The sequence below is a fragment of the Paenibacillus sp. FSL R5-0887 genome (genome assembly GCF_038002305.1).
Classification (GTDB): domain Bacteria; phylum Bacillota; class Bacilli; order Paenibacillales; family Paenibacillaceae; genus Paenibacillus_AQ; species Paenibacillus_AQ odorifer.
Genome location: NZ_JBBOCE010000001.1, coordinates 424,464 through 448,273, shown reverse-complemented (window position 1 = coordinate 448,273; position 23,810 = coordinate 424,464). Strand labels below are relative to the sequence as shown.

15 protein-coding genes and 1 riboswitch are annotated in these 23,810 nt (G+C 44.9%); of the genes, 8 read left to right on the top strand and 7 right to left on the bottom strand.

Annotation, left to right across the window (positions count from 1 at the left end; genetic code table 11):
- Nucleotides 1-44 precede the first annotated feature (44 nt).
- Entirely contained in the window at nt 45-1,505 is a 1,461-nt protein-coding gene (locus MKY14_RS01945; RefSeq protein WP_340975655.1) for an alpha-L-fucosidase, read from the top strand.
- A 91-nt stretch (nt 1,506-1,596) separates the two neighbouring features.
- On the opposite strand, the gene MKY14_RS01940 is transcribed toward MKY14_RS01945, so the two are convergent.
- Together MKY14_RS01940 and MKY14_RS01935 are read right to left on the bottom strand one after the other, a co-directional pair.
- Nucleotides 1,597-2,802: a mannitol-1-phosphate 5-dehydrogenase gene (locus MKY14_RS01940; RefSeq protein ID WP_340975654.1), complete on the bottom strand. Its 1,206-nt coding sequence runs from the start codon at nt 2,800-2,802 to the stop codon at nt 1,597-1,599.
- A 42-nt stretch (nt 2,803-2,844) separates the two neighbouring features.
- Complete coding sequence (locus MKY14_RS01935) at nt 2,845-3,507, bottom strand: HAD family hydrolase (RefSeq protein WP_036689719.1); 663 nt, start codon at nt 3,505-3,507, stop codon at nt 2,845-2,847.
- Between the two features lie 526 nt (nt 3,508-4,033).
- On the opposite strand from MKY14_RS01935, the gene MKY14_RS01930 reads away from it, so the two are divergent.
- The 6 genes from MKY14_RS01930 (at nt 4,034) to MKY14_RS01905 (ending at nt 10,634) form a co-directional block, all read left to right on the top strand.
- Entirely contained in the window at nt 4,034-5,059 is a 1,026-nt protein-coding gene (locus MKY14_RS01930; RefSeq protein ID WP_340975653.1) for an ABC transporter substrate-binding protein, read from the top strand.
- Nucleotides 5,060-5,198: 139 nt separating this feature from the next.
- Nucleotides 5,199-6,866, top strand: a complete 1,668-nt coding sequence (locus MKY14_RS01925) for an AraC family transcriptional regulator (protein ID WP_340975652.1) — start codon at nt 5,199-5,201, stop codon at nt 6,864-6,866.
- A 48-nt stretch (nt 6,867-6,914) separates the two neighbouring features.
- Nucleotides 6,915-7,058, top strand: a riboswitch (cyclic di-AMP (ydaO/yuaA leader).
- 131 nt (nt 7,059-7,189) lie between these two features.
- Nucleotides 7,190-8,365, top strand: coding sequence for a KamA family radical SAM protein (locus MKY14_RS01920; RefSeq protein ID WP_370510714.1), 1,176 nt, complete (start codon nt 7,190-7,192; stop codon nt 8,363-8,365).
- A 133-nt stretch (nt 8,366-8,498) separates the two neighbouring features.
- Nucleotides 8,499-9,410 (top strand): helix-turn-helix transcriptional regulator, encoded by a 912-nt coding sequence (locus tag MKY14_RS01915; protein ID WP_339190538.1) that lies wholly within the window; start codon nt 8,499-8,501, stop codon nt 9,408-9,410.
- 82 nt (nt 9,411-9,492) lie between these two features.
- Nucleotides 9,493-10,008, top strand: coding sequence for a DinB family protein (locus MKY14_RS01910; RefSeq protein WP_339190537.1), 516 nt, complete (start codon nt 9,493-9,495; stop codon nt 10,006-10,008).
- Nucleotides 10,009-10,064: 56 nt separating this feature from the next.
- Nucleotides 10,065-10,634, top strand: a complete 570-nt coding sequence (locus MKY14_RS01905; RefSeq protein ID WP_339190536.1) for a YdeI/OmpD-associated family protein — start codon at nt 10,065-10,067, stop codon at nt 10,632-10,634.
- 939 nt (nt 10,635-11,573) lie between these two features.
- Here MKY14_RS01905 and uvrA read toward each other — a convergent pair.
- A complete protein-coding gene (gene uvrA / locus MKY14_RS01900) occupies nt 11,574-14,078 on the bottom strand; it encodes an excinuclease ABC subunit UvrA (RefSeq protein WP_340975650.1) in 2,505 nt (834 codons plus the stop codon).
- A 257-nt stretch (nt 14,079-14,335) separates the two neighbouring features.
- On the opposite strand from uvrA, the gene MKY14_RS01895 reads away from it, so the two are divergent.
- Nucleotides 14,336-14,773, top strand: a complete 438-nt coding sequence (locus tag MKY14_RS01895) for a MarR family transcriptional regulator (RefSeq protein WP_076277474.1) — start codon at nt 14,336-14,338, stop codon at nt 14,771-14,773.
- A 70-nt stretch (nt 14,774-14,843) separates the two neighbouring features.
- On the opposite strand, the gene MKY14_RS01890 is transcribed toward MKY14_RS01895, so the two are convergent.
- From MKY14_RS01890 to MKY14_RS01875, 4 genes are all read right to left on the bottom strand, one after another.
- Nucleotides 14,844-17,597 (bottom strand): alpha-mannosidase, encoded by a 2,754-nt coding sequence (locus MKY14_RS01890; protein ID WP_340975649.1) that lies wholly within the window; start codon nt 17,595-17,597, stop codon nt 14,844-14,846.
- Between the two features lie 45 nt (nt 17,598-17,642).
- Nucleotides 17,643-20,795 (bottom strand): beta-galactosidase, encoded by a 3,153-nt coding sequence (locus MKY14_RS01885; protein ID WP_340975647.1) that lies wholly within the window; start codon nt 20,793-20,795, stop codon nt 17,643-17,645.
- Nucleotides 20,792-22,111 carry a glycoside hydrolase family 125 protein gene (locus MKY14_RS01880; RefSeq protein ID WP_340975646.1) on the bottom strand — a complete coding sequence of 440 codons (1,320 nt, stop codon included), beginning with the start codon at nt 22,109-22,111 and terminating at the stop codon, nt 20,792-20,794. Before MKY14_RS01880 ends, MKY14_RS01885 begins: the two co-directional genes overlap by 4 nt.
- A 122-nt stretch (nt 22,112-22,233) precedes the next feature.
- Nucleotides 22,234-23,751: an ABC transporter substrate-binding protein gene (locus tag MKY14_RS01875; RefSeq protein ID WP_076129999.1), complete on the bottom strand. Its 1,518-nt coding sequence runs from the start codon at nt 23,749-23,751 to the stop codon at nt 22,234-22,236.
- Nucleotides 23,752-23,810 lie beyond the last annotated feature (59 nt).

Genomic DNA, 23,810 nt, shown 5'->3' with positions numbered 1-23,810 from the left:
ACTACAATGAAGAAGAAATAAACGTTTGAAAGGATGATTGCAAAATGGTGGATAAAAGCAAATATTTAAAAGTAATCGAAGATACGATCGCAACTGGAAGATTCAAAGCCAATTGGGATTCACTAAGTCAATTTCAAGTGCCTACGTGGTATGAGAACGCTAAGTTTGGTATTTTCATTCATTGGGGCCTTTATTCTATTCCGGCTTTCGCCAATGAGTGGTATCCCCGAAATATGTATATCCAGGGTTCGCGGGAATATGAACATCATCTTGCTACTTATGGTGAGCATAAAACCTTTGGTTATAAAGACTTCATCCCCTTGTTCAAGGCTGAGCATTTCAATGCTGAGGAATGGGCCAGTCTCTTCAAATTATCTGGTGCCAAATACGTGATGCCTGTTGCAGAGCACCATGACGGCTTTCAAATGTATAAGAGCGCTTACTCCCACTATAACACATATGAGATGGGTCCTAAGCGGGATTTAGTCGGGGAAATGAAAGACGCTTTTGAGCAGCAGGGATTAGAGTTTTGTGTATCTTCCCATAGAGCTGAGCACTGGTTCTTCCTGTCTCATGGCAAGGAATTTGATTCCGATATCCATGAACCGCTTGTATGTGGAGATTTCTATTGGCCATCTATGCCCGAACCCGATCATCACGATTTATTCGGCTCCCCACCTAATCAAGAATTTCTGGAGGATTGGTTGATTCGCTGCTGCGAGCTGGTAGACAATTATCAGCCGAAAATCTTTTACTTTGACTGGTGGATTCATACAGCTGCCTTCAAACCCTATCTCAAAAAGTTCGCCGCTTACTATTACAATAAGGGAGAGGAATGGGGAACTCCGGTTGCAATCAATTATAAGCATGATGCCTTCATGTTTGGCTCAGCAATCCCAGATATTGAGAGAGGTCATTTCTCCGAGCTTAAACCTTATTTCTGGCAAACGGATACAGCAGTTGCTAAAAATTCATGGTGTTATACACCGGAAAATGATTATAAATCTGCCGTAGAAATTATCAGAGATCTAGTAGATATCGTAAGCAAAAACGGCAACTTGCTGCTGAATATAGGTCCTAAAGCGGACGGCAGCATTCCAGCTCAGGATCAGGAAATTCTGCTTGGCATCGGAGAATGGCTAAAGGTGAATGGTGAAGCAATCTATGATACGACCTACTGGCGCACCTTCGGGGAAGGCCCTACAGAGATCGTTGAAGGTCAGTTTACAGATGGGATCACGAAAATTTTCACTAGTGAAGATATCCGCTTTACGGTAAAAGGCAGTTATCTTTACGCTACTGTTCTTGTCTATCCAAACAACGGTATAGTGCAAATCAAATCCCTTAAAGAAAACTCTGCGCACTTCCATGGGATGATTAAACAGATCAAAATCTTAGGTTTTGAGGAACAACCTGCATGGGAAAGAACCGATGAAGCCTTGGTTATAAAAACGACCTCGGTTCGCAGTGAGACTCCGGTTGTTCTGCGGATTGAATTGGATTAGAGACTTACAGACCTTCGTAACCTATAAAAAGAGTGTTCTTGCCCATCCTGCAGAGAACACTCTTTTATAGGTTTATAACCATCGTTTTATATTAAAAGTAGGGTACCCTGACGTTTACTGTCTTCATTCTAGTCCTATGAGGATATCTCGCGCGTAATTTGTTGGACTCCAAAATAATGCGACCATGAAGCGGATGCTCCGTGGGGATTTTTAGTTGTGCAGCAATGACTTCACTTAGCCCGTGGTTTCGGATGTCCGTTTGAAGCTGTAAGGCTTCTGGATCTTTTTCATGATCAAAATAAAGTGCAGAAGCAATAGCTGAGACTAAATGTGAGGTCTCAAAACCAAGTTCATGAGCAAGCATTGCCGGTTTTACGAGTCGATCATTAGGTGAAAGCTTGCGAAGCGGAGAGCGGGCGACACGTGTAATTTTATCGTTAAAGTTGGGGTTAGTGAATCGTTCCATCATCTTTTCTATATACCGGTCATGTTCTATGGGCTTGAAGCCATATAAATGCACCAATAAGGCCCCTGTTTCCTTAAGCACCCCGTGAACACGAGCTCTGATTTCGGGATCAGACATCGCTTCTTGAATGCTAGTATAACCTTCCAGGTATCCAAAATAGGCTGCACTGCAATGACCTGTATTCACAGTATATAGCTTCCGTTCGAGGTATGGCGCCAGCGAATCCACATAATGGACGCCTTTAATTTCATTGTAATTACCAATCATTCCACTGCGGGGAATAACCCACTCACTGAAGGGTTCAACGAGGATTTCAAGTGAATCTGTATTTTTCTGCATAGGTACAATCCGGTCCACCATCGCATTGGGAAAAGCGACATTGCGGTCAGCAAGTTCCTTGAAGGATTGCTTCATATGCCGATAAACTGATTTTTTCAACTTCTGACTGCTTCCAATCCCATTCTCACAGGCAATGATATGAAGAGGGTTGAGATTTCTGCTATTTTCAAGCCTTCGTTCGATGCCCTGCGCAATGGTCTCAGCAATATCTTTTAAAGCGGATATTCCGACGGCAGTTGTCACAATTTCAGCTTCTGCTATAGCTCTAGTAACGTCCTCAGTATCATTCAGATTGATTGCAGTAACATTATCAACAATAAAGCTGTCCCGGTTCTTGTTAGCTAGGGTGACAGGATATTGCCCACGTTTTTGCAATTGGGCAATTTTACTCTTATTTCTTCCGACGAAACAAACATTGTAACCGGAGTCCGACAACATAGGCCCAATAAAACCTCTGCCAATATTGCCTGCTCCAAAATGTACGGCTCTCAATTTGGTATCCCCCTTTAATTTGAACTTAGTTTCTCGGTTTCTCTATACGAAGCAACGTTGAGTAACTACATGATCAAATTCAAGAAGACTTAGATTATCAATTTTATGGTGCTGCTTATCGAATTCAAGAAAATTAGTAATTTCGTTAGGCGTCACAATGCAACGGATGCCAGCTGCTGCCGCTGCCTTAGATCCATTCGGTGAATCCTCGATAGCAACCGCCTCATCAGCTGTGATTCCAAGACAAGCTAACGTTTGGTTATATAGCTCCGGATCTGGTTTCACTTTTGCCACATGGTCGGCAGTCCGAACACATTCGAAATACTCGCGAATACCCAATTGATTCAGATATTTTTCCACCCATTCCAGTGAAGAACTTGAGGCCAGCCCTATGCGTAGTCCAGCTGCTTTGGCGGAATCAAGATAATGCTGAATGCCTGGTCGTATTGTTTCAAGCTCCATAAGTTTGCTGTGTCTCTGTTTAACAGCCTTACTGAACTCTTCTTTGTCAATCGCTAGCTTAAGATCAGTCATTAAATATTCATAAGGATTAAAACTGTTCAAGCTCGTGCCGATGCAGGTGGAATATTGTTCAAGCGTCAGATCCACTCCATATTCTGCATAAGCCTCGTTAAATGCGGTGTACCAAGCAGTCTCCGTGTCGATAATCGTTCCGTCAAAATCAAAAATAATTCCTTTGATCACAATCAACCATCTCCCTCGTATTATGTCTGGTTAGAATATCTTACGCAAAACCTTCTGCATATTCTACAAAAAGCTATTTCGGCTTGCGTTTGACTATAAAAACCATAACAAAGCCCTTCTACTGACGTCAAGCACGGTAGATAACATGCCACGTAATGATAACGATTACAATCAATGTGGACAAACCTGGATTTTTGCATCACCTGAACTTCTTAATACATAACAGTAATCAGATTCAAAAAAACACCACAATCCTATGTGCTTCAAGGGATTCCTTTGCCAAGTTTATTATGAAGACAAGCTCCCTCTCTTTCTCTCGATTGCTGTTATTTAGAGTATTTTTCCAAGCAGCTAAAAATAATTCAAAATAATTTTAAACACATCCTTTTTACTTGATTGTACAAATCAAATTACGGGGTTATTTTTTGTCCATTGAGTAAAAAGAGGCTTTAATTTATGATATATTTTAATCGAGAATGATTATCATTATTGGTGGTCGTTACATATAATAGGGAGGCAATAAGATATGAACAAGGTACGACAGTCCTTCGCTGTGGTATGTGTACTATTTTTGCTGAGTACATTGCTACTAGCGTGCGGAAACTCAAAGGAACAATCCTCTGCCAATAGTACGGCAAACGCAACCGGGAACTCTTCCGCTGCAACCGCAGTACCTTCAGCAGAACCCTCAGATAGCAGTACAGATGAAGCAGCAGCGACTACTCGTTCCTATACAGATTACATAGGGCATACTGTAGAGATTCCGGTGAATCCGCAGCGAATTATCTATTCTGGAGAAACTTATGGCGATTTGCTCGCACTTGGTGTGCAAGCGGTAGGTTATCCTCTTTCTATGGGTGAAGGCCAGGTTTTTGAAGATCAATTACAAGGTGTGGAGGATGTAGGCTTCCCTATCAATCTGGAAAAAACATTGGAGCTTCAGCCTGACCTGATCATCTATGCGGGCACAGATGAAGCTGATTTCGAGCAGCTCTCCAAAATTGCACCCACTATAATATTTGATACCTTTGCCCCACTCCAGGAACGTATGCTGGACATTGGTGGAATTGTTGGGAAAACGACTGAAGCAGAAGCATGGCTTGCACAGTATAAAACCGCTGAAGAGAACATGTGGAAGCAATTGAAATCCACAGGCATGAAAGAGGGCGAAACGGCTGCGGTCTTCACTTATTATCCAGGAGACAGACTGTTTATAATGGCAGCAACCGGACTTTCACAGGTACTCTATGGGGAGAATGGCTTCAAGGCAACTCCAGCTATTCAGAAGATCCTTGATGAAGGTAAAGGGTTCCAGGAAGTATCCATGGAAGTCCTGAAAGAATATGCCGGAGACCGGATATTCCTCTTGACTCCAGTGGCAGAAGAAGCAAAACAATCCACAGAGAATCTATTAAAGAGCCCTATCTGGAAGAGCCTTCCTGCCGTCAAGAACGGATATGTCTATACACAAGACATCATGAAGACTTCAAGTGATGCGACAACAAGAGAATGGCTGCTTGGGGAAATTCCACAGCTATTGAATATGAAATAACCTTCTGTGATGAAGAGTTTAACACAAGGCTGATAAAAAACTGTAAGAAGCATGTCAACAGCTGTTGATATGCTTCTTTTTTTTATATACAATGAATTCATTGATAATCATTCTCACCAAATGAACGGAGGCTGAACCCATGCTGCATACATCATCGTCCTGCCCCCCACTCCACTCTCTGCTATTTCAGCTAAACGAGGCCGAACTGATGATTCAAGCTGCCGATTCAAGCTCTATAACGCGTACAACCCAGGACTATACCCTTCTCATATTTACTGGAGGGAACGGACAATTGAACCTCGATGATCAAAGCGTGATGCTAAGTACGGATAAATGTTATCTACTATCTCCTGGAATCTCCTATAGTACGGACAACCAGGAGCTGACGTTGTATTATTACCTCATCACCTTTACAGCAATTTATACAACCGAGCATCCTAAACGATATTCTGGAGAGCTGCTTTCCGGCAGACGGGAGTTAATTGTGCACCCGTTCACCAAGGTAATCCGACTAGTCGAAGACCTGCTCATGAACAGGAATAACACCGATGATGTACAACAATTCAAGCGACAATTAAAATTCCAAGAATTGCTGCTGCTACTTTTTGAGCATAATTACCCTTCCAAACACCTGCCAAGTCCTACGGAATCCGTAGAAAAGACCATAACATTCATTCAGGAGCATTATACAGAGAGTATCACCGTGAAGCAGTTAGCTGAACTGGCGGGAATATCAATCTGGCAATATACACCGATCTTTCAGCAGCTTACGGGTAAAAAGCCGCTTGAATACCTGACGGATCTGCGCATTAATCATTCCAAACGATTCCTGCAGGAATCGACTGAACCACTGCGGGAAATCGCCAGACTGGTCGGCTTCTCGGACGAATACTATTTCAGCCGCCGCTTTCGGCAAAAAACCGGAGTTACACCCGGACAATATGCACATCAGCAAAGTCGTAAGCTTACCGTCAAGGATTGGACGGGTCATGAGGTGGAGATTCCAGAGCGAGCGAAACGTATTGTCTATCATGGCGAAACACTTGGCGACCTTCTCGCGTTAGGCGTAAAGCCTATCGGTGGAGATGAAGCGTTCGCCCGGAACAGCGTCTATAAACATCGGCTTAAGAAGCTCGCCAACGTCGGGTTTCCACTGGACCCGCAGTTGACCGCTTCCCTAAACCCAGATTTGATCATTTTGGCAAATAGTGATGAAAGAGCCTACAGAGCAGTTTCTGGTATCGCTCCGACACTCACCTTTGATTCATTTGCGCCTCTCGACAACCGAATGCGGACATTAGGCAGTTGGCTAGGTAAACAGCGCGAAGCCGAAGCATGGCTGGAGTCATTCACAATCAAAAACGCTGCCATGTGGCAGCAGCTTTACACGACAACCCTTCAAGTTGGAGAAACCGCCTCTGCTTTGGTCTATGATCATGGAGATCATCTATATGCTATGGGAATGTCCGGATTCTCCACTGCGCTTTATGCCCCATGTGGTTTACAACCGACCGAAGAGATCCAGGCCATATTGGACGAAGAGTTAGGGTTCGCCGAAGTTGATCCAACGCGACTGCCTGCCTACGCCGGAGATCATATCTTCATGCTCATTCCGGAACGCAAAGACTCGCGAGCTGCGATGGAACGATTACTAGACAGTTCACTTTGGAACAGTCTCCCGGCAGTACGTCAGGAACATGTTTATCTGCTCGACGGAAGCAAATGGAACTCTAGTGATGCGTTAACCCGGGAGAAGCTGCTAACGCTGTTGCCTAAACTACTCGGCGGAAGTAGCGCTAACAATTGAAAGTGAATCTAGGATTCTCTTTTGACTTTTCAAAACTTGATAGGGTATACTTTATCTACGCTTAATTTCCAACTTTTACAGTTGAAAAGCGGGGGAACCAGTTAATTGGGGCGAATCATTGAGCATTAGAATGTAGGGTACCATCTTACCCGAGTCCGTCAGCTAACCTCGTCAGCAGTGGATGGGTCTGCTTTTCATGTTATTTACATAACCAGAGACCCTTGCTAAGGGTCTCTTTTTGTGCTTTTTTGGACCCTGCTGGCAGTAGATTGGCCTTTGACACTAAGGCTCCCTCATTTCTCACACTACGAGACAAAGGAGAGATGTACGTGCAAAAGGTAAAGTACTTCACGGATATTAACAAAATAGCTATGTTGTCTGAGCTGGAAAAAGAGAATCTGAAAGAAATTACGGACAAATTTGTTTTTCGTGTAAATGACTACTATCTGTCTTTAATTAACTGGGATGATCCAAATGATCCCATCCGTAAGCTGGTTATTCCTAACGAAGGTGAACTGCTGGAATATGGGCGCTGGGACGCCTCCGATGAGGACACGAATTATGTGGTACCTGGTTGTCAGCACAAGTATAGAACAACTGCACTGCTGATTGTATCCGAGGTCTGCGGGGCTTATTGCCGCTACTGTTTCCGTAAGCGTCTGTTCCGAAATGACGTGAAAGAGGCGATGGCTGATGTCTCTCCGGGCTTGGAGTATATCGCAAAGAATCCGGAGATTAACAACGTACTTCTTACGGGCGGGGACAGTTTAATTCTCTCCACACCGAAGCTAAGATCCATTATTGAAAATCTAAGAAGCATTGAGCATGTTAAGATCATTAGACTAGGTTCCAAAATTCCCGTATTTAATCCGATGCGGATCTCTGAAGACGAAGAGCTGCTGGAGCTGATTCGTACTTACTCTACCGAAGACAAACGAATCTATGTTATGGCGCACATCAATCATCCTCGTGAAATCACACCTGAAGCCAAAAAAGCATTTAAAGCTCTCCACAACGCAGGGGCAATTGTCGTAAATCAGACCCCCATCCTCAAAGGCATCAACGATGATCCCGTTATTTTAGGGGAACTACTGGACCGGCTTTCATGGGCTGGCGTTACACCCTACTACTTCTTTGTGAACCGGCCCGTAGCCGGAAACCGAGATTTCGTATTACCGCTCGAGCAAGTCTATCAAATTGTAGAAGAAGCCAAAGCCAGAACCTCAGGACTTGGCAAAAGAGTACGCTTATCCATGAGCCACACCTCAGGAAAAATAGAAATTCTCGCCATTGATAACGGAAAAGCCTATCTCAAATACCATCAATCCAGAGATCAGGAATACGGAAAATTTATGATTCTAGATTGTCCAAAGGACGCCGAATGGTTCGATGACCTGCCTGGGAATGAGCAATATTGGACCCCACCTGTGAAAAAAAACGATGCTATTATTTCTGTTAATGATTTATCAGGCGAGCCTGCGGATTTAATCTGTAAATAGATTTAATCGACTCTGTCATAGGATATTTCTTCATCGCCAACAACAAAACTCCTCCCTCCCAAAATTAGCCCGAAAAAATCTATGATATAATCACGCTGTAACACGAAATGGACTAATGGGTGGGAATGCACACATGAAATTGGAACGATTGATTTCTATGATCTACAAGCTATTGAACCACGAAGTTTTATCTGCCTCCAAGCTGGCTGAAGAGTTTCAGGTTTCCCAGCGAACAATCTATAGGGATATCGATGTGATTTGTGCCGCTGGCATCCCGGTCGTATCGTATCAGGGTACTAAAGGTGGATATGGCATAATGGACGGATATAAAATGGATAAAAGCCTGCTCCGTTCGTATGATGTCACTTCTCTGATTACTGTACTTAACAGTCTTTCTTCCGTTTTTGAAGATGAGCATACGCAAGGAACCATTGAACGGCTGCAAACGATTGGAACGGAGCCACAGACCTCTAGTCTCGCGGTGGATCTTGAAACCCGGCGTACGGATCCTGACGCACTTCCTCTTTTACGTGCGGCTATATCGGAACGAAATGTTGTCCGTTTTGATTACATCAGTGTAAAAAATGAACGTACAACCCGTGAAATGGAACCAGTAAAGCTTCATTTTAAATATAGCAACTGGTACATCTATGGTTATTGCCGGACACGGCAGGACTATCGGGAGTTCCGACTTTCCCGGATGCTGAATTTGTTCCTGACGCAGGATACCTTTCATTCGCAACATGAGGTACCCAAAGAGGCCGGCTGTTCAAACAGGGCAGATCAGGTGGAGGAAATAGTGATCCGGGTAGGCCCTGAGGCTCTGGCAGAAGCTTTGGATCAGTTTCATCAAGTCGACAAGGAATTTCATTCCGATAAAAGCATGACGATGCGAATTCCTGTGTATAAGCCATTGGAAGCACATTGGCTTTGGTCCATTCTGCTGAGTTTTGGCAGCGGCGCCGAAGTCCTCGAACCCCCTGCATTGCGAGGTATTTTAAAAGAGCAGCTTCAAAACACACTCAAACTTTATGAAGAAGTATGACAGTCTGATGTCATACTTCTTCTTTTATATTAACTACAGTAACAAAAACAAATCCATGACCATTCAAAAGGAGAATGTACGAATGACAAATTATACAGTAGAAATGTTTAAATACCACACTTGGGCAAACCAAACTATCCTGGGAAGAATCAAGGAACTCCCGCCTTCTGTGCTAAGTCAAGAAGTGAACAGCTCATTTCCCACCATCGCTCATGCCCTTAGCCATATCTATGCGGTTGATACGATGTGGTATCTTGTATTAACAGGCACTGCCATGCCAGAGGCTTTTCAACAAAGTATCCCGCTAAATTTGAGCATTCTAGATTCTGTGGATGAATACGTAAATATCTTTGCCCAGCTATCAGAACAATACAAAGCATGGTTACACAACCAATCCGATTTGGAGCAAACCATTCTGCTTGACAATCCATTCGCCGGAATCCGCCAAACACGCCTATCAGAAATTGTGTTGCAAGTCGCCAATCACGGGACTTATCATAGAGGCAATGTATCTACTATGTTACGGCAGTTAGGCCATGCTTCCACCATGAATGACTATGCTCTTTTTTGGTATCAGGTTCCTGCGGAAGCTATTTAATCTCGGATGGGCAAGACGCTCCACTCCATACCTAGAAAGGAAATTGTATTTTAATTATGGAGATTGAAAATCTAATTACAGTGAAAACGAGAGAAGATTTAAGAGTTTGGCTGCAGGAGAATTGTAAGACTGAACAATCTTGTTGGGTACTCGTTAGTATGACGCCAAACTCAGAAACGTTGCTATATTTGGACGTAGTTGAGGAATGTTTGTGTTTTGGATGGATCGATGGAGTGAAAAAGAAAATTTCGGAAACGGAGCTGGCGCAAAGACTCTCTCCCCGAAGCAACAAAAGCTCTTGGACTGAATTGAATAAAGAGCGTGTCCGCCGCCTCGAAAAGCTGGGGTTAATGAGTGCTGAAGGAAAACGGATACTTCCTGATATGAACCCTGATTCTTTTATAGTAGATAAGATTATAGAGCAACGGCTAAAAGAGGACAGGCAAGTATATGAGAATTTCACGGCCTTTCCAGCCCTTTATAAAAGAGTTCGGATCGACACGATCCAAAGCAATAAACATCAGCCAGATTTATTTAAGAGTAAATTAGACAAATTCATAGCAAACACTAAAGAAAATAAAATGTACGGGCAATGGCATGATAATGGACGTCTGCTAGATTATTAAGCTGCGCTAGATGCACGATCTCCTGCTGAGGCTTTCGGACCCCAATGACGCTATTTACTAATTTATCGCCTTTTCAGCAATCCATCGGACCCCAGTGCAGCTATTCCTTAGAAACTGGCTCTTATAAGGCGTTTTTTTGGCCAATAGGAGCTATGCGGTCCGATAATACTCCAAATGGCGGATTTTCTTGCATATAAGGTCTGCTGAGTCCGATACCGCTGAAGCATAGTCATTCGCTGGACTCCTGAGTCCGATACCGCCGAAGCATAGTCTTTCGCTGGGTCTACCGCTACTACTACTACTACTACTACTACTGCTACTGCTACTGCTACTGCTACTGCTACTGCTACTGCTACTATGATCTCCTGCTGAGGCTTTCGGACTCCAATGACGCTATTTACTAATTTATCGCCTTTTCAGCAACTCATCGGACTCCAGCGCAGCTATTTCTTAGAATCAGGCTCTTATACGGTGATTTTCCCGCCAATAGGAGCTATGCGGTCCGATAATACTCCAAATGGCGGATTTTCCTGCTTATAACGTCTGCTGAGTCCGATACGCCGAAGCATGATCATACGTTGGTCTCCTGAGTCCGACACGCCGAAGAATGATCATTCGCTGGTCTGCTGAGTCCGATACCGCCGAAGCATAGTCTTTCGCTGTCTTTCGCTGTCTTTCGCTGTCTTTCGCTGTCTTTCGCTGTCTTTCGCTGTCTTTCGCTGTCTTTCGCTGTCTGATGCTACCGTATCCTAATCATCTGCGGATCAAACACCATTGACTCATGATCATCTCTTATTCCGAAAGTGCTAAGTACGCGCGAATGAGATTGGTTCAGACGTTCAGACGAAGTTTAGAGTTGAGAGCAGAGGTTTGGTTTAAGTTCAAAAAAAGAGAGGTGCCCCAGCCATTTTCATGGCTTTGGGCACCTCTTTTATTAAGTTACAGCCCTTCAGCCAGAATCCGTTTCAGGAACATCCCTGTGTAGGATTCCCGCACTTCAGCAACCTGCTCCGGTGTACCTTCAGCTACAAGCTTACCGCCCACAACGCCACCTTCAGGGCCAATGTCAATCACCCAGTCGGACTCCCGAATCAACTCTAAACTGTGCTCCACAACTACGACGGTATTTCCCGTATCAACCAATTTGCTCAATAAGGTATGGAGCTGCTTGATGTCTGACGGATGAAGGCCTGTTGTTGGTTCGTCAAGCAGATAGAGCGTATGGTTTTTGGAAGGTTTGCTCAGCTCTTTAGCCAGTCTAATCCGTTGCCCTTCACCACCGGATAAGGTTTTGACAGATTGTCCCCATTTAAGGTAACCGAGACCCACCTCACACAATGTCTCGATAATCCCCGCCATTTTGGCTTCCGACTTAAGAATCGGCAAGCTTTCCTGTACGGACATGTCCAGCAGATCCGAGATGGAATATCCATCATATTTCACCTGGAGAACCTCATCCGTAAATCTTCTCCCCTTGCATGCGTGGCATTTAACCTCCAGATCGGGTAAGAAATTCATGTCTACAGTCAGCACCCCAAGACCCTGACAGGTTTCGCAGCGTCCACCCGGTGTGTTAAAGGAAAAATGCTTGGAGGTCAGTTTTCTTTTTTTCGCCTCCGGCAATGCAGCAAACAGCTGGCGCAGATGTGTGAATACATCTGTATATGTCGCTACATTAGAACGCAACATTCTACCCATGGGCGATTGGTCAAAGATCACTATATTTCCAACCTGATCTAAGCCCGCAATCTCCGCACAGCCTATTTGCTCATGTTCTTTCGCACTGCCTTGCGCAAGAATATCAAAGACTAGTGTCGACTTGCCTGAACCCGAAACCCCAGTTACAGAAACTAGACAATCTAGAGGGAATGAAACCTCCGGGATATCAATATTCCGGTACTGTGCCTGTCGGATGGTGATTTGTTTTCCGTCACCTTTCCGGCGAACGTATGCAGCAGTCTTATTACGCTCTTCTCTAAGATAGGCTCCCGTAACAGAAGTCTCGCTTGCCATCAAATCCTCAATGCTGCCCTCGCCAACAACTTGCCCTCCGTCCAGACCAGCACCCGGACCCATATCAATAATATGATCGGCAGCGCGCATCATCTCAATATCATGCTCGATAACGAGCACCGTATTACCCAAATCGCGCAGCTCCTGAAGCACACGAATGAGGCCAACAGTATCCCGCGGATGAAGCCCGGTCGTCGGTTCATCTAGAATGTATAACACTCCAGTCAGACCTGACCCCAGCAATGAGGCAAGGCGCAGCCGCTGTGCCTCTCCACCAGAGAGGGAGACCGTCTGACGGTTCATGGAAAGATAACCAAGACCAACATCGATAATCCGTTTTAGTCGGGTAGGCATATCGTGAAGGATGGGTTCAAGCAGATGAAGTCCCTCGGCGGGCAAAGCCGCCTGCAAGCCTTTCGTCCACTCGTAAACATCGCTTAATGACCAATCCGATAGCTCCGTAATCGATGTGCCAGCTACCCGAACGAGACGAACTTCTTTTTTTAGGCGAGCGCCAAGGCATTCTGGGCATTGCTGCTCATGAAAAAATCCGCCGTCTTTTTCCTGTGTACCAGCTTCTCCTTCCTTCTCCTTGTATCGCCGCCACAAACCAGGAATGACGCCTTCAAATTTGGTGCCTTGAATCGGCTTAACATTGGGAAAATGGCGCTTAAACGCCTCACTTTCCACTCCGTAATATAACAAGTCGCGCTGAATTTCGCCGTAATTTTTTAAGGGCTGATCTGGGTCAAACACAAAACCAAAATGCTTGCCAGCGGCCACTAATATACGCATCTGTATATCACGATGAACACCATTCAGCGAGGCAACACCACCCTCATGCATACTAAGTTCTGGATTAAACACCGCCGCTTCATTTATAGTTGCCACAGATCCAACACCACCGCAGGCTTCACAAGCTCCCTCCGGTTTATTAAAAGAAAAGTGGGACATGCCCAGCCTCTCAAGCTCAGCTCCGCAATGCGGACACCCCATCGTTTGACCATGCATTTCCTCGTCTTCCTCGATCAGCAATCCCCTCGCTTCAAAAGAAGGTGGAATGCTGCCACTACAGGAAGGGCAAACCCGCTCGCCTAATCTGGAAAAGATAAACCGGACAAACGTATAGATGTCGGTGACTGTCCCAACTGTCGAACGGGGATTACGATTGGTGACATGTTGTCCAACACTAATGGACGGAGACAGTCCAATAATAGACTCCACCTTTGGTTTGCTGATCGTATCTGACGTCATGCCCATGGAATCCAAATACTGTCTTTGGCATTCCCGCTGAAGTGTATCCATAGCTAACGTCGATTTCCCTGATCCCGAAGGTCCTGTCAGGACAACTAGCTTATACTTAGGAATCGTGAGCGAGACATTTTTCAGATTATTCTCTCTTGCCCCTTTAATAACAATAGTCTCTTTCACATCTATTCCCCTCTCAATTCAACCCACTGGTTCGTAGTTATATCTTCTATCCATATGGTTGCCCAAAGTTGTTGGATTGCAATTATTTTGCAAAACATTTCTAATTTCGATAGAATGTATTTGATAAATCACAAAATTTTAGAATAACTTTATAATCTAATATCTTGACTATCAAGATATAATTATTTTAAAAGGAGCGTTATCTTTTGTCAAGCCACGAACAACCTACACCAGAGCAGGAACAATTCACCTTGCTTATGCGCAGTTTGGGAAACCGAACGGTATTGTACCAACAAAATGTAGCCGCCTCACTTGGGTTATACAATAATGATTTCTTATCTATAGATATTCTACGGGAGAAAGGTCCTATCACTGCTGGAGAACTGTCTAAATTAACCGGTCTGACCACAGGCAGTGTTACGGCATTAATAGACCGGCTCGAAAAAAATGGCTATGTCCGCAGACAAAATGACCCGAATGACCGCCGTAAAGTGATTATTGTGCCATTATATGAGAATAAAGATGATGTCATTAATACGTACCAACCGCTCCATACCGCCATGGTTAAGCTCGCAGCTTCTTATACGGATGAAGAGCTCGCCCTTATTTCGCAGTTTTTAGGCCAAGCAAGTGCGGTTCTGGAAGAGCAGATTGATCATCTTGGATCCACTGCGCGCGGCAAATCTTCTTCCTAAGATACGTATTTATACAAAAAAGGACGATATCCAAAAGTCATACGACTCTCTGGACACCGTCCTTTTTCATTTATTTTCTAATACCAATCGTTACAATTTCGCATGGACCGATCAGTAAGTCCAAGCTACCTTTCTCATCCCTAGAAACTGGGTGGCTCTCCTCTTCTAGAATCGTCGTTTTATAGAAATACTGCTGTGGAATAGACGAATGGAAGGCCAGGTTGGTGTTCTGCTGACTCATGTTGTACCAACGCATCAGTATATCTCCAGTCTGCTCGTTCATTTTTAGTGAAGAAAATGCGAGTTCCTTACTCTCCCAATCAAATGGAGTATACACCGGCGCAACCACGCCTGCATGTACATCGGTCTGGCAAACAATCCACGGAACCTGAAATTGGTAAGCTTCAGCATAAGCACCAGAAATTATACCCTCACCAGTGTGCGGGATAAGCTCCATACGAACAACATGCTCTCCCAGACACTGCGCTTCTGGAGTTGGGAATAGCCCCCAGTCACCAAGTTCGCCAACAGAACGTAGCAGCGTAATCGCAATAGTGTTACGCCCATCTCGCAGCACTTCATATTCATTTAATCCAAAATTAGCGACGGTTAGACCCGCTTTCCCATCACTAATATCAACAAAGGCTTGCTGATGTTGCGTGTTACTCGGATTCTTCCATTCTGTGGCTGGTTCAATATTCCGCTCAGCAACCTCGAACATCGAATCTACACGATGCGTGGCAGCGTTCAAATCTGTTGGAAACAGTATACGAATCCGGTGATCTTTGGCCTGGTTATCTATTGTCGTTTCGATATGCAATCCCTTTCCGCCCCGCTCCAAGGAGATTACAGTACGAAGTTTCAGAATGACTGTGTCACTACTGCGCTGAGCTTTGCGCTCCGGATAATAAACCAGTGCACGCTGCTCCTCATCCAGCTTATCATCTGCCGAGGCTGGAATCTCCCAGTTATGGTTAATTTCTATAGCGGCGCGAAACGATGTATTTTCCAGTACACAAATGTTAGCCTTCAGTCCTTTAGTCGTCAAAGCTTGTTCGGCCTCTGGCTGTTTGTACATATATTCATTGCCGATATCCCCGGTGTTTTCATATACACCAAGATCTTGATAGGTCACCCCACTAGTTTTGTCACTTAGCATAAACGAACCATCATCATTAATGACTACCTTGATAACGTCATTTTCCAGCACCCGATCTCCATATAGCAAAGATTCAGCGGCTATTGCCAGTTTTGCATCTGCTCGGCGAACCCAAGCATATGATCGAAGACCTAGCTCAGGAACTTCTACGGCTTCAAAGGTAAGTCTTACCCGGCGGCACATATACGGCTGACGGAACTTATCATCTGGCAAATCATAACCAAACTGAAGCCCCAAGTCCTTCAGCTGGCAGGCAATGTTATTCCCTTGATCGTCTACTAACATACGACCGTGCAAGTCAATTCCAATCATACGGCTAGCCGTTTCTTCCAGAGAGAATCCTTCTCGCAAATATAGACGCGCCACATCAAGTTCTACGCTCACAGTACCCGTGCGACTCCAACCCGTCATATTCATCGCTACTAGTGGAAGCACGTCTTCACCATATGCTGTAAACCCGGACGTATCCACAGCTTCTGCAATCACTCGTTTACTATCCTCAACAATGGTCTCTGCCACATGACGGCTTTTGTCAAAACGGGTGACCATCTCACGGTGTACCTCATCCACGCTGCATCCACAAATACTATCATGCGGATGATTTTGCATTAATGTCTTCCATGCATAGGTGAACAGATGATGGGGGTACTCTTTGCCCAGTAAATGTGCGAACGAAGCAAGTGGCTCGGCCAACTTTTCAAGCAAGATTTGCCCTTCCTGATTCATCTGTTTCAAATAGACACGAGCAGACGCGGTATTCACTAACGTACCCCATCCATCGGTATGCTGGCTCCGCAGTTCGCCCTTTACAGTCGACAGATTGCTGCGATCCACTACACCCTCTACGGCCTTAAGGTAATCAGGAAAGTTCGAATGAATGAACTCCATATCTGGATACAACCGCTTCGCAGTTTCGATAGCCTCTGGCAAATCCAGTTGAGCCGGCTGATGATCACAACCATTCATGAACAGCAGCTCACCTGTAGAGGCAAACTTCCGCGCATCTGCCAGCTTTTTCTCCCAGAACACTTTGGCTTCTGCTTCATTTACAGGCACTTCGTTTCCGTTAGAATACCAATTGGCAAATAGGATGCCTAGCACTTTTGATCCATCAGGGCCTTCCCAAATCAGCTCCGAGAATGAGGATTCGTAACCTCCATCCGACACCGTATTATTGAATCCAGTGGGCTTCACACCTCTTCCAAAAAAGGCATTATTGATGCCGGATTGCAGCATTAATTGTGGAGTCTGGCCGACTAGACCAAAGGTGTCCGGAAAATAACCGATTTTGGAGGGTTCCCCGTAACGCTTCGAATCCTGATGGCCAATCTGCATATTACGAACATTGGCCTCCCCACTAGTAAGGAACGCATCCTGCAAAATATACCAAGGTCCTATTAGAAGGCGACCTTCCGTAATATATTTCTGTAGCCGCTCTTGATTTTCTGGACGTACCTGAAGATAATCTTCCAGAATAATCGTCTGTCCATCCAGATAGAAACTCTTAAATTCGTTATCCTCATCCAACCGGTTCAGTAATTCATCAACCAGTTTCACTAAGCGTACATGATGCTTCTCATAGGGAAGATACCATTCCCGGTCCCAGTGTGTATGGGAAATGATATGGGCTGTCTGAGGGCTAATTGATTGTTTTGAGCTTTCCAAAGTGAAGACCTCCTTATATGCAATGCGTTCTATCTACCAAGTTGCTTAATGTAGAAGATGTGGATAATTGACATGAATCTCGACTTCCTGCGGGCGATAAACACCAAGCAAATCTCCTTTACTATCCGTGGCAAAAAGAACAGAACGTTCCTGTTCCAACACGAACGAATAAGTTCGGCCAGTGGCCGAATCCTTCACCTCGATCTTTGCATCCTGGGCATATTCCGACACGAAGGTAAAAAGTGCACCCGTAGCAAAGCTCAGTTTTCGTCCGTAGATACCCGCTAAGTCCCCACCACTAATCCATTCAAAATCACGTTCCACAAAAGCAGCATTAACCGCGTAGCGGTAAAGTGCAGCCGTAGTATCCCTACGCTCACTCAATTCAACTGGCAGTGGACTCCATAGGAGTCGACCCTTGCCAAGCGGTATGTTCTCGACAGTGTCTATAGTAGAACTTCCACCATTTTGTTGAATGATCGTTTCCTTCGACACCTCAGCAATCCGTCGGTGACCGAAGGAGACGGGGAGTTCTTGGCCTTGAAGGCTAATCACTTCTTCGCGGCGAACATTACGCAATTCACGTTTGCCAAGAATATCACTCAACCGATCTGAAGAACGCCAGTAGGCATCAATGCCTAACGGTCCAGTGGCAAGCAACACCGCTCCTGTCTCTTCAACAATGTGTAACAACCGTTCCATCGCTGCATCAGCGAAGTTATGCGCGCTTGGCAGTATAATCAGCTTCGCAGGGTTCTTCTCCAAATCATCTAGATGGTATTCGGATGCCCCCCGAAAAGACATCTTGAGCTCATAAGACAGAATGCGGGTAAGCTCTGTTGTAGACGCAAAAGCCAACTTTCGATTAGAGAAATCATTCGAATAAGGGAACACCACCGCAATCTCTTCCAATTTCCGATCACCAAATATATCACGGATACCTTCTATAAACTTCCCGAAATCATAAGATACGTCTGCCTCAGGCTTCTCGGTTCCATCTGCTCTCAGTGCTCCGATATGGGACTCATTCGCATTATCCATATAGAAATTCGTATTCCAGATCCAGTGAATAGCCCCCGCACCAGCCGTTCCAAAAGCGTAAGCATACTTCCGTTCCAGCAAATTCCGCAGCTCTTGTTCTGAACGTTTGGCTCGGCCATCTGGAGCTTCTACATACATGACGCCAGTCTCCTGAATTAGGTTTGGCTTATTGGGGGTTTTGGCAAAAATGCCATCCCATATCAAATAGTCGTTAAACCACCAGGAATGCACAGTAGTGTAATCTACCGCCTCCTCATAGAAAAACGGCGAAGGACGCTGCGCTCCTAGTCCCTCATCCTGGCCAACCGTAACCATCTGAGCTGGACATTGCTCCTTAATGGTATCGTATAATTGCTTCACCCAACGGTTATGCATTTCCATAGAGAACAAACAATAATCCAACCAGCGTGTCCCCCTCTTAGCACTGTGCATATCTTGTACGTCGAAGTTCATCTCTTTTGCTTCAGGCAGCCCTGCCGAAGCAAAGTCCGGAAGCTGTGCGGGCGTCATATTCCAGCGTTCCTGCAGCACTTCGATTACACCATGTCTTTCTTGTAGCCATTCCCTAAAAGCTTGTCGCTCAAAGCGATCATGGCATGAACTCGGGCCGTCCGAGAAAATACGGTCCGGATCAAACATCGACGGTTCATTAATAAGATCCCAGTCTACATTCGAAGAATCTTTATGACGAGATACAATAGACCGAATGAACCGCTTCTGAGCCTCCACACTTTGTGGGTCCAGATAAGGATTTACCCCACCCCACGTTTCCGGGGTGAAGGAGAAAAACGTGAACGTCACCTGAAGATCATGCTTTTTCGCCGTCATGATGAAGGCGTCGATCGCCCGCAATACTTCTTCCGAGACATGTCCATCGTCTTGCATCACATTGCGATAAGCTGTCCAGATCCCTGTACGGATCCAGTTAATCCCGGCCTTCCGCATCTGGCCCATATCACGATCCCAAACTCCGACGTTCGGCAGAAAAAGAAATTTTCGCGCCACATCACTCGCCATATAAGTCATGCCGACCACTGGTAGCGGACGCCCATCTTTTATAAAATAATCTCTGCCGCTCGTTACCGGATTGCCTGCTGCCAGCAGCTCAGGAGCATGACCCCAGAACCCTTGACGCAGAATACGAACCTCACCATCACTGGCTTCTGCTTCACAGACAATATGGTAGAGGCCCCTACTTATCTCCAGAGGAATGGGCAGACGCACCATGTTTAGTTCAGCATTCGCCTTCATTTCCAAACTCTGAGACCACTTCAAAGAGGTATCTGATTCATGCTCTACATAAATTGTGAAATTCCATGTATCTTCATTTCGCATAGAAGGTCTCACTCGTTCAAGCTGCTGAATCTGAAGGGTTAGGGAAGCACGTTCTCCTGATTCATAAGACGCGTAATTGGGCTTAACCCACATTTCCGTAACACCCTTGCTGCAGAAACGCGCCCAATTGGATATCGCGGAAGGACCTTTTTGCTCCCAAAAAGAAGCTGTTGCAGGTGTATTTACGAACAGCCAGCGTGAACCTGCATATAAACCAATCGTATTCTCCCAAAGAACCACTGGGGCAGCGGTTTCTCGACCCTCGGACGTAATTCCCTTTAAGAGCGGGTAAATCCGTGTGCTCATCGGACCTGCCGAGCCCATTTGATGTGGTAAATCACTCGACTTTGTCGTATGTGGCACGAGGTTCCATGTGTCTGCACTCGTTAGAAAAAGAGATTCTTGACCCTTAAGCAGAGGAATGACATCCAAGGCAAGCAATGAATGGTTGCGTGAGCATTCAACACGAAGTGCCTCATGAATATACAGCTCCTGATGATAGGAAGTCTGCTCCGCTTCGACATGCCATCGGCCATTTTCCCAACGAACAGGTTGTTTGAAGGGTGCGCCTCCAATGCTAATCAACCCGCCACCTCTTTGCAGGTATTCAAGAATGGCTATCCAGGCCGCTTTCGGGAAATAGGGTGCATGCAGATTGATGAAACAGCCGCCTTTCGTTTCGTGCAGCGTTTGTGCAAGCTGATTCTCATTTACAATAGATCCGAACTCACTCATGGATGTAATCGCATCGCTAGGAATGGGACTGGAAATTGGAAAATCAGAATCATAGAATATGATTACAGGTCTGCTCGGGCTGGTCATAGTAGTCCTTCCTTCATCGTTTTATAGACAAGTTGAGAGAACAGACTATTGGACCAGGCGAACCATTTTCTAGTGAACGTATTCGGATCATCAACATGGAATCCCTCATGCATAAAGCCAGTATCCGCATCTGTAGCTTCTAACATCGCAAGCATCTCCAGCTTTTCTTCCTTAGTTGAAGCCGTCAAACCTTGCATCGATAATGCCATATGCCAGATGTAGTCTTTGGGAGTATGCGGACTGCCGATTCCCTTCGCTGCGGTTCCTTCAAAATAAAAAGGATTCTCCTTGCTCAGAGCAAATCGTCTCGTATTCTGATAAATTTCATCCTCTGCGGTAACATAGCCGAGATAAGGAATCGACAGGAGTCCTGGTGTTCCCGCATCATCCATCAAGCAGTAGTTGCCATAACCATCGGTCTCGTAGGCGTAGATTGGACCGAATTTCGGATGACGATAAATACCATACAATTGAATTCCGTGATCAATCTCAGCTTCTAATACTTTAAGCTGTTCCAGAAATTCAAGATCACGGAATACCCATTCAGCGAATTCCTGCATATGACGTAATGCAACAACAGCGAACATATTCCCCGGGATGTTGTAATGAAAGTCGCATGCATCATCACTCGAGCGGAATCCGGACCAGACCATACCCGTGTAATTAACAGGCATACCTAGACCGTTATTACGCAGTGTATCTTCAGGAATCCCATTGTTACGCGTAAAGCGGTATGGAGATAATTCACTATGGCGCTGTTCAGTTTTGAACAGGTTGAATATTTTGAACATTGCTGCCTTAAATCCGGCGTCGAATATATCAGCCTTTCCGGTTTCTTTCCAATAGGCATAAGCCAGACGCATGGAAAAACAAAGAGAATCGATCTCGAATTTACGCTCCCACACCCAGGGGGACATTTCCGTAATATCGCTAGTGCTCCAATGCCAATCATTCGCTGACTCATTAAACGCATTGGCGTACGGATCGATATGAATATACTCGATATGACGTTTAATTAACCCGCCAATAATCCGCTGAAGATCGGGATCGTTTTTAGCAAAGGGCACGTAGTGCATAACCTGCTCCACAGAATCTCGCAACCAAGAAGCTGGGATATCTCCTGTAATTACAAACGTTGTCCCATCATCCATAAGCTTAGTCGTTGTCTCAAGCGTATTGGGAAAACAGTTCTTAAAAAGCTGCAACAGCTTTGGCCGATGAGCTAACTTCTCCTCTGCTTCGTTCAATACTTCTTGAACCGCTTGAGGAAGCGGCAGCTTCGGCATAGAGATGGCGGGAAGTCGGAATTGTTCCATATTCTCACTCCTTCATAATAAATGGGGATAGATAGAGAGACGGGCAGCATAGCTGCCCGTCTCCACTAATCCTATTTGTGTTACCTTTAGTGATTAATCTTAGGCGTGTTACGTTCATTAGCTTATTTCTTTGTCTGGTTCCACTCATCAAGTTGCTTTTGAACTTCTGCAATGACTTTATCAAGTCCAGCTTCTTTAAATTTCTTCGCTGCTTTTGGCAGATATGTTTTAGGATCAACAGAACCTGTGTATAGCGCTGGCATAAATTCTTTAGTTACGTTGTTGATAGCCGCTACTTCTGTTTTTACAGGTGTAGGATCAAATGCAAAACCGAAGGTAGGGGCTTCTTTTGAAGAATCATTAAACTTCTTGAAAGCATCCCATTTATCAGCAGGGTCATCAGCATGCAGATAAGTCAGTAACATGTTTCCAAGTGTGAAGCCTGGCATTGCATAGCTATCTTGCATAGCTGGCAGATCTTCAATGACATTGTCGGAGATTTTCTTATAATGAGTGCCTTCAATACCATAGTTGAGCAAATTGCGTAAGTACTTATCTGTATTCAAAAGATTCAAGAACATCATCGCGCGCTCAGGATCACCTGAGGTTACGGAAATCGCGTGCATCGAACCTGCGGCGGACTGTGTATATACATAAGGCTCATGCATAGGCGAAGTTACAATTTCATAACCTGCTGAACGAGACCAACCTTTTTCTGCATAAGGCTGTGTGATTTCGCGATCGGCAAACCATTTACCGGTCTTAATGTTATCAATACCTTCAAGTGTCGCAACGTCTGGGCGTAAGTAACCTGCTGTGTAAAGTCTACGCATCGTATCTAACGATGTTGCAAGTTCAGGTGTCTCCAGAATATTAACAACCTTGCCATCTGTGGAATCCATATAGACCCCTATAGGTAACTCATCACCTAGTACATAGTCAAATGGCATGAATGGTTTAAAGCCTTTAGGAACAGCTAGCGGTGTAATATCAGCCGGCTCGTTCTCTTTAATCGTTTTAAGAAGTGGCTCTAGATCATCCAATGTACGGATATTGGAAATGTCCATGTTATATTTATCAACATATTTCTTATTGAAGCGCCATACCCATTGCTGTCCAAGCTCCTTATTTACAGGAACACCATAGATCTCACCTTTAATCTTAGTTCCTTCTAAGAAACGAGGATCCAAAACTTCTTTCGTTTCCTTACCATACTTATCTAGCAGATCATTCAGACCCAAGAACGTCCCATTAGCAGCGTTACGACGGAAGTCATTTGTCCAAGAAGAGGTAAAGGCAATATCATAAGGCTCACCGGAAGCGGTGATGACTTGCATCTTCTTATCGTAATCGCCCCAATCGAACATCGTAATGTTCAACGTCGCGTTAATTTTTTCTTGGGTATATTTATTAACTTCTTTTAAGACAAGATCTAAATCCTTTTGAGGTCCACCAATTAAATACATCTTCAACTCATATGGCTTTAATTCTGATGTGTTCCCTGCTGAATTCCCTGCTGCCGCTGAATTGTTTGTTTCTTTAGCAGCATTTGTATTATTATTCGAACCACATCCAGCTAGAAGGCCAGAAAAAAGCATTGTCCCTGCAAGAGCGAGTGTTAAGCCTTTTTTCATTTTCATTTCTATTTTCCCCCTTTAGATTAATGAACGCTTTATTTATATCGATTCCTGTCCTAGCG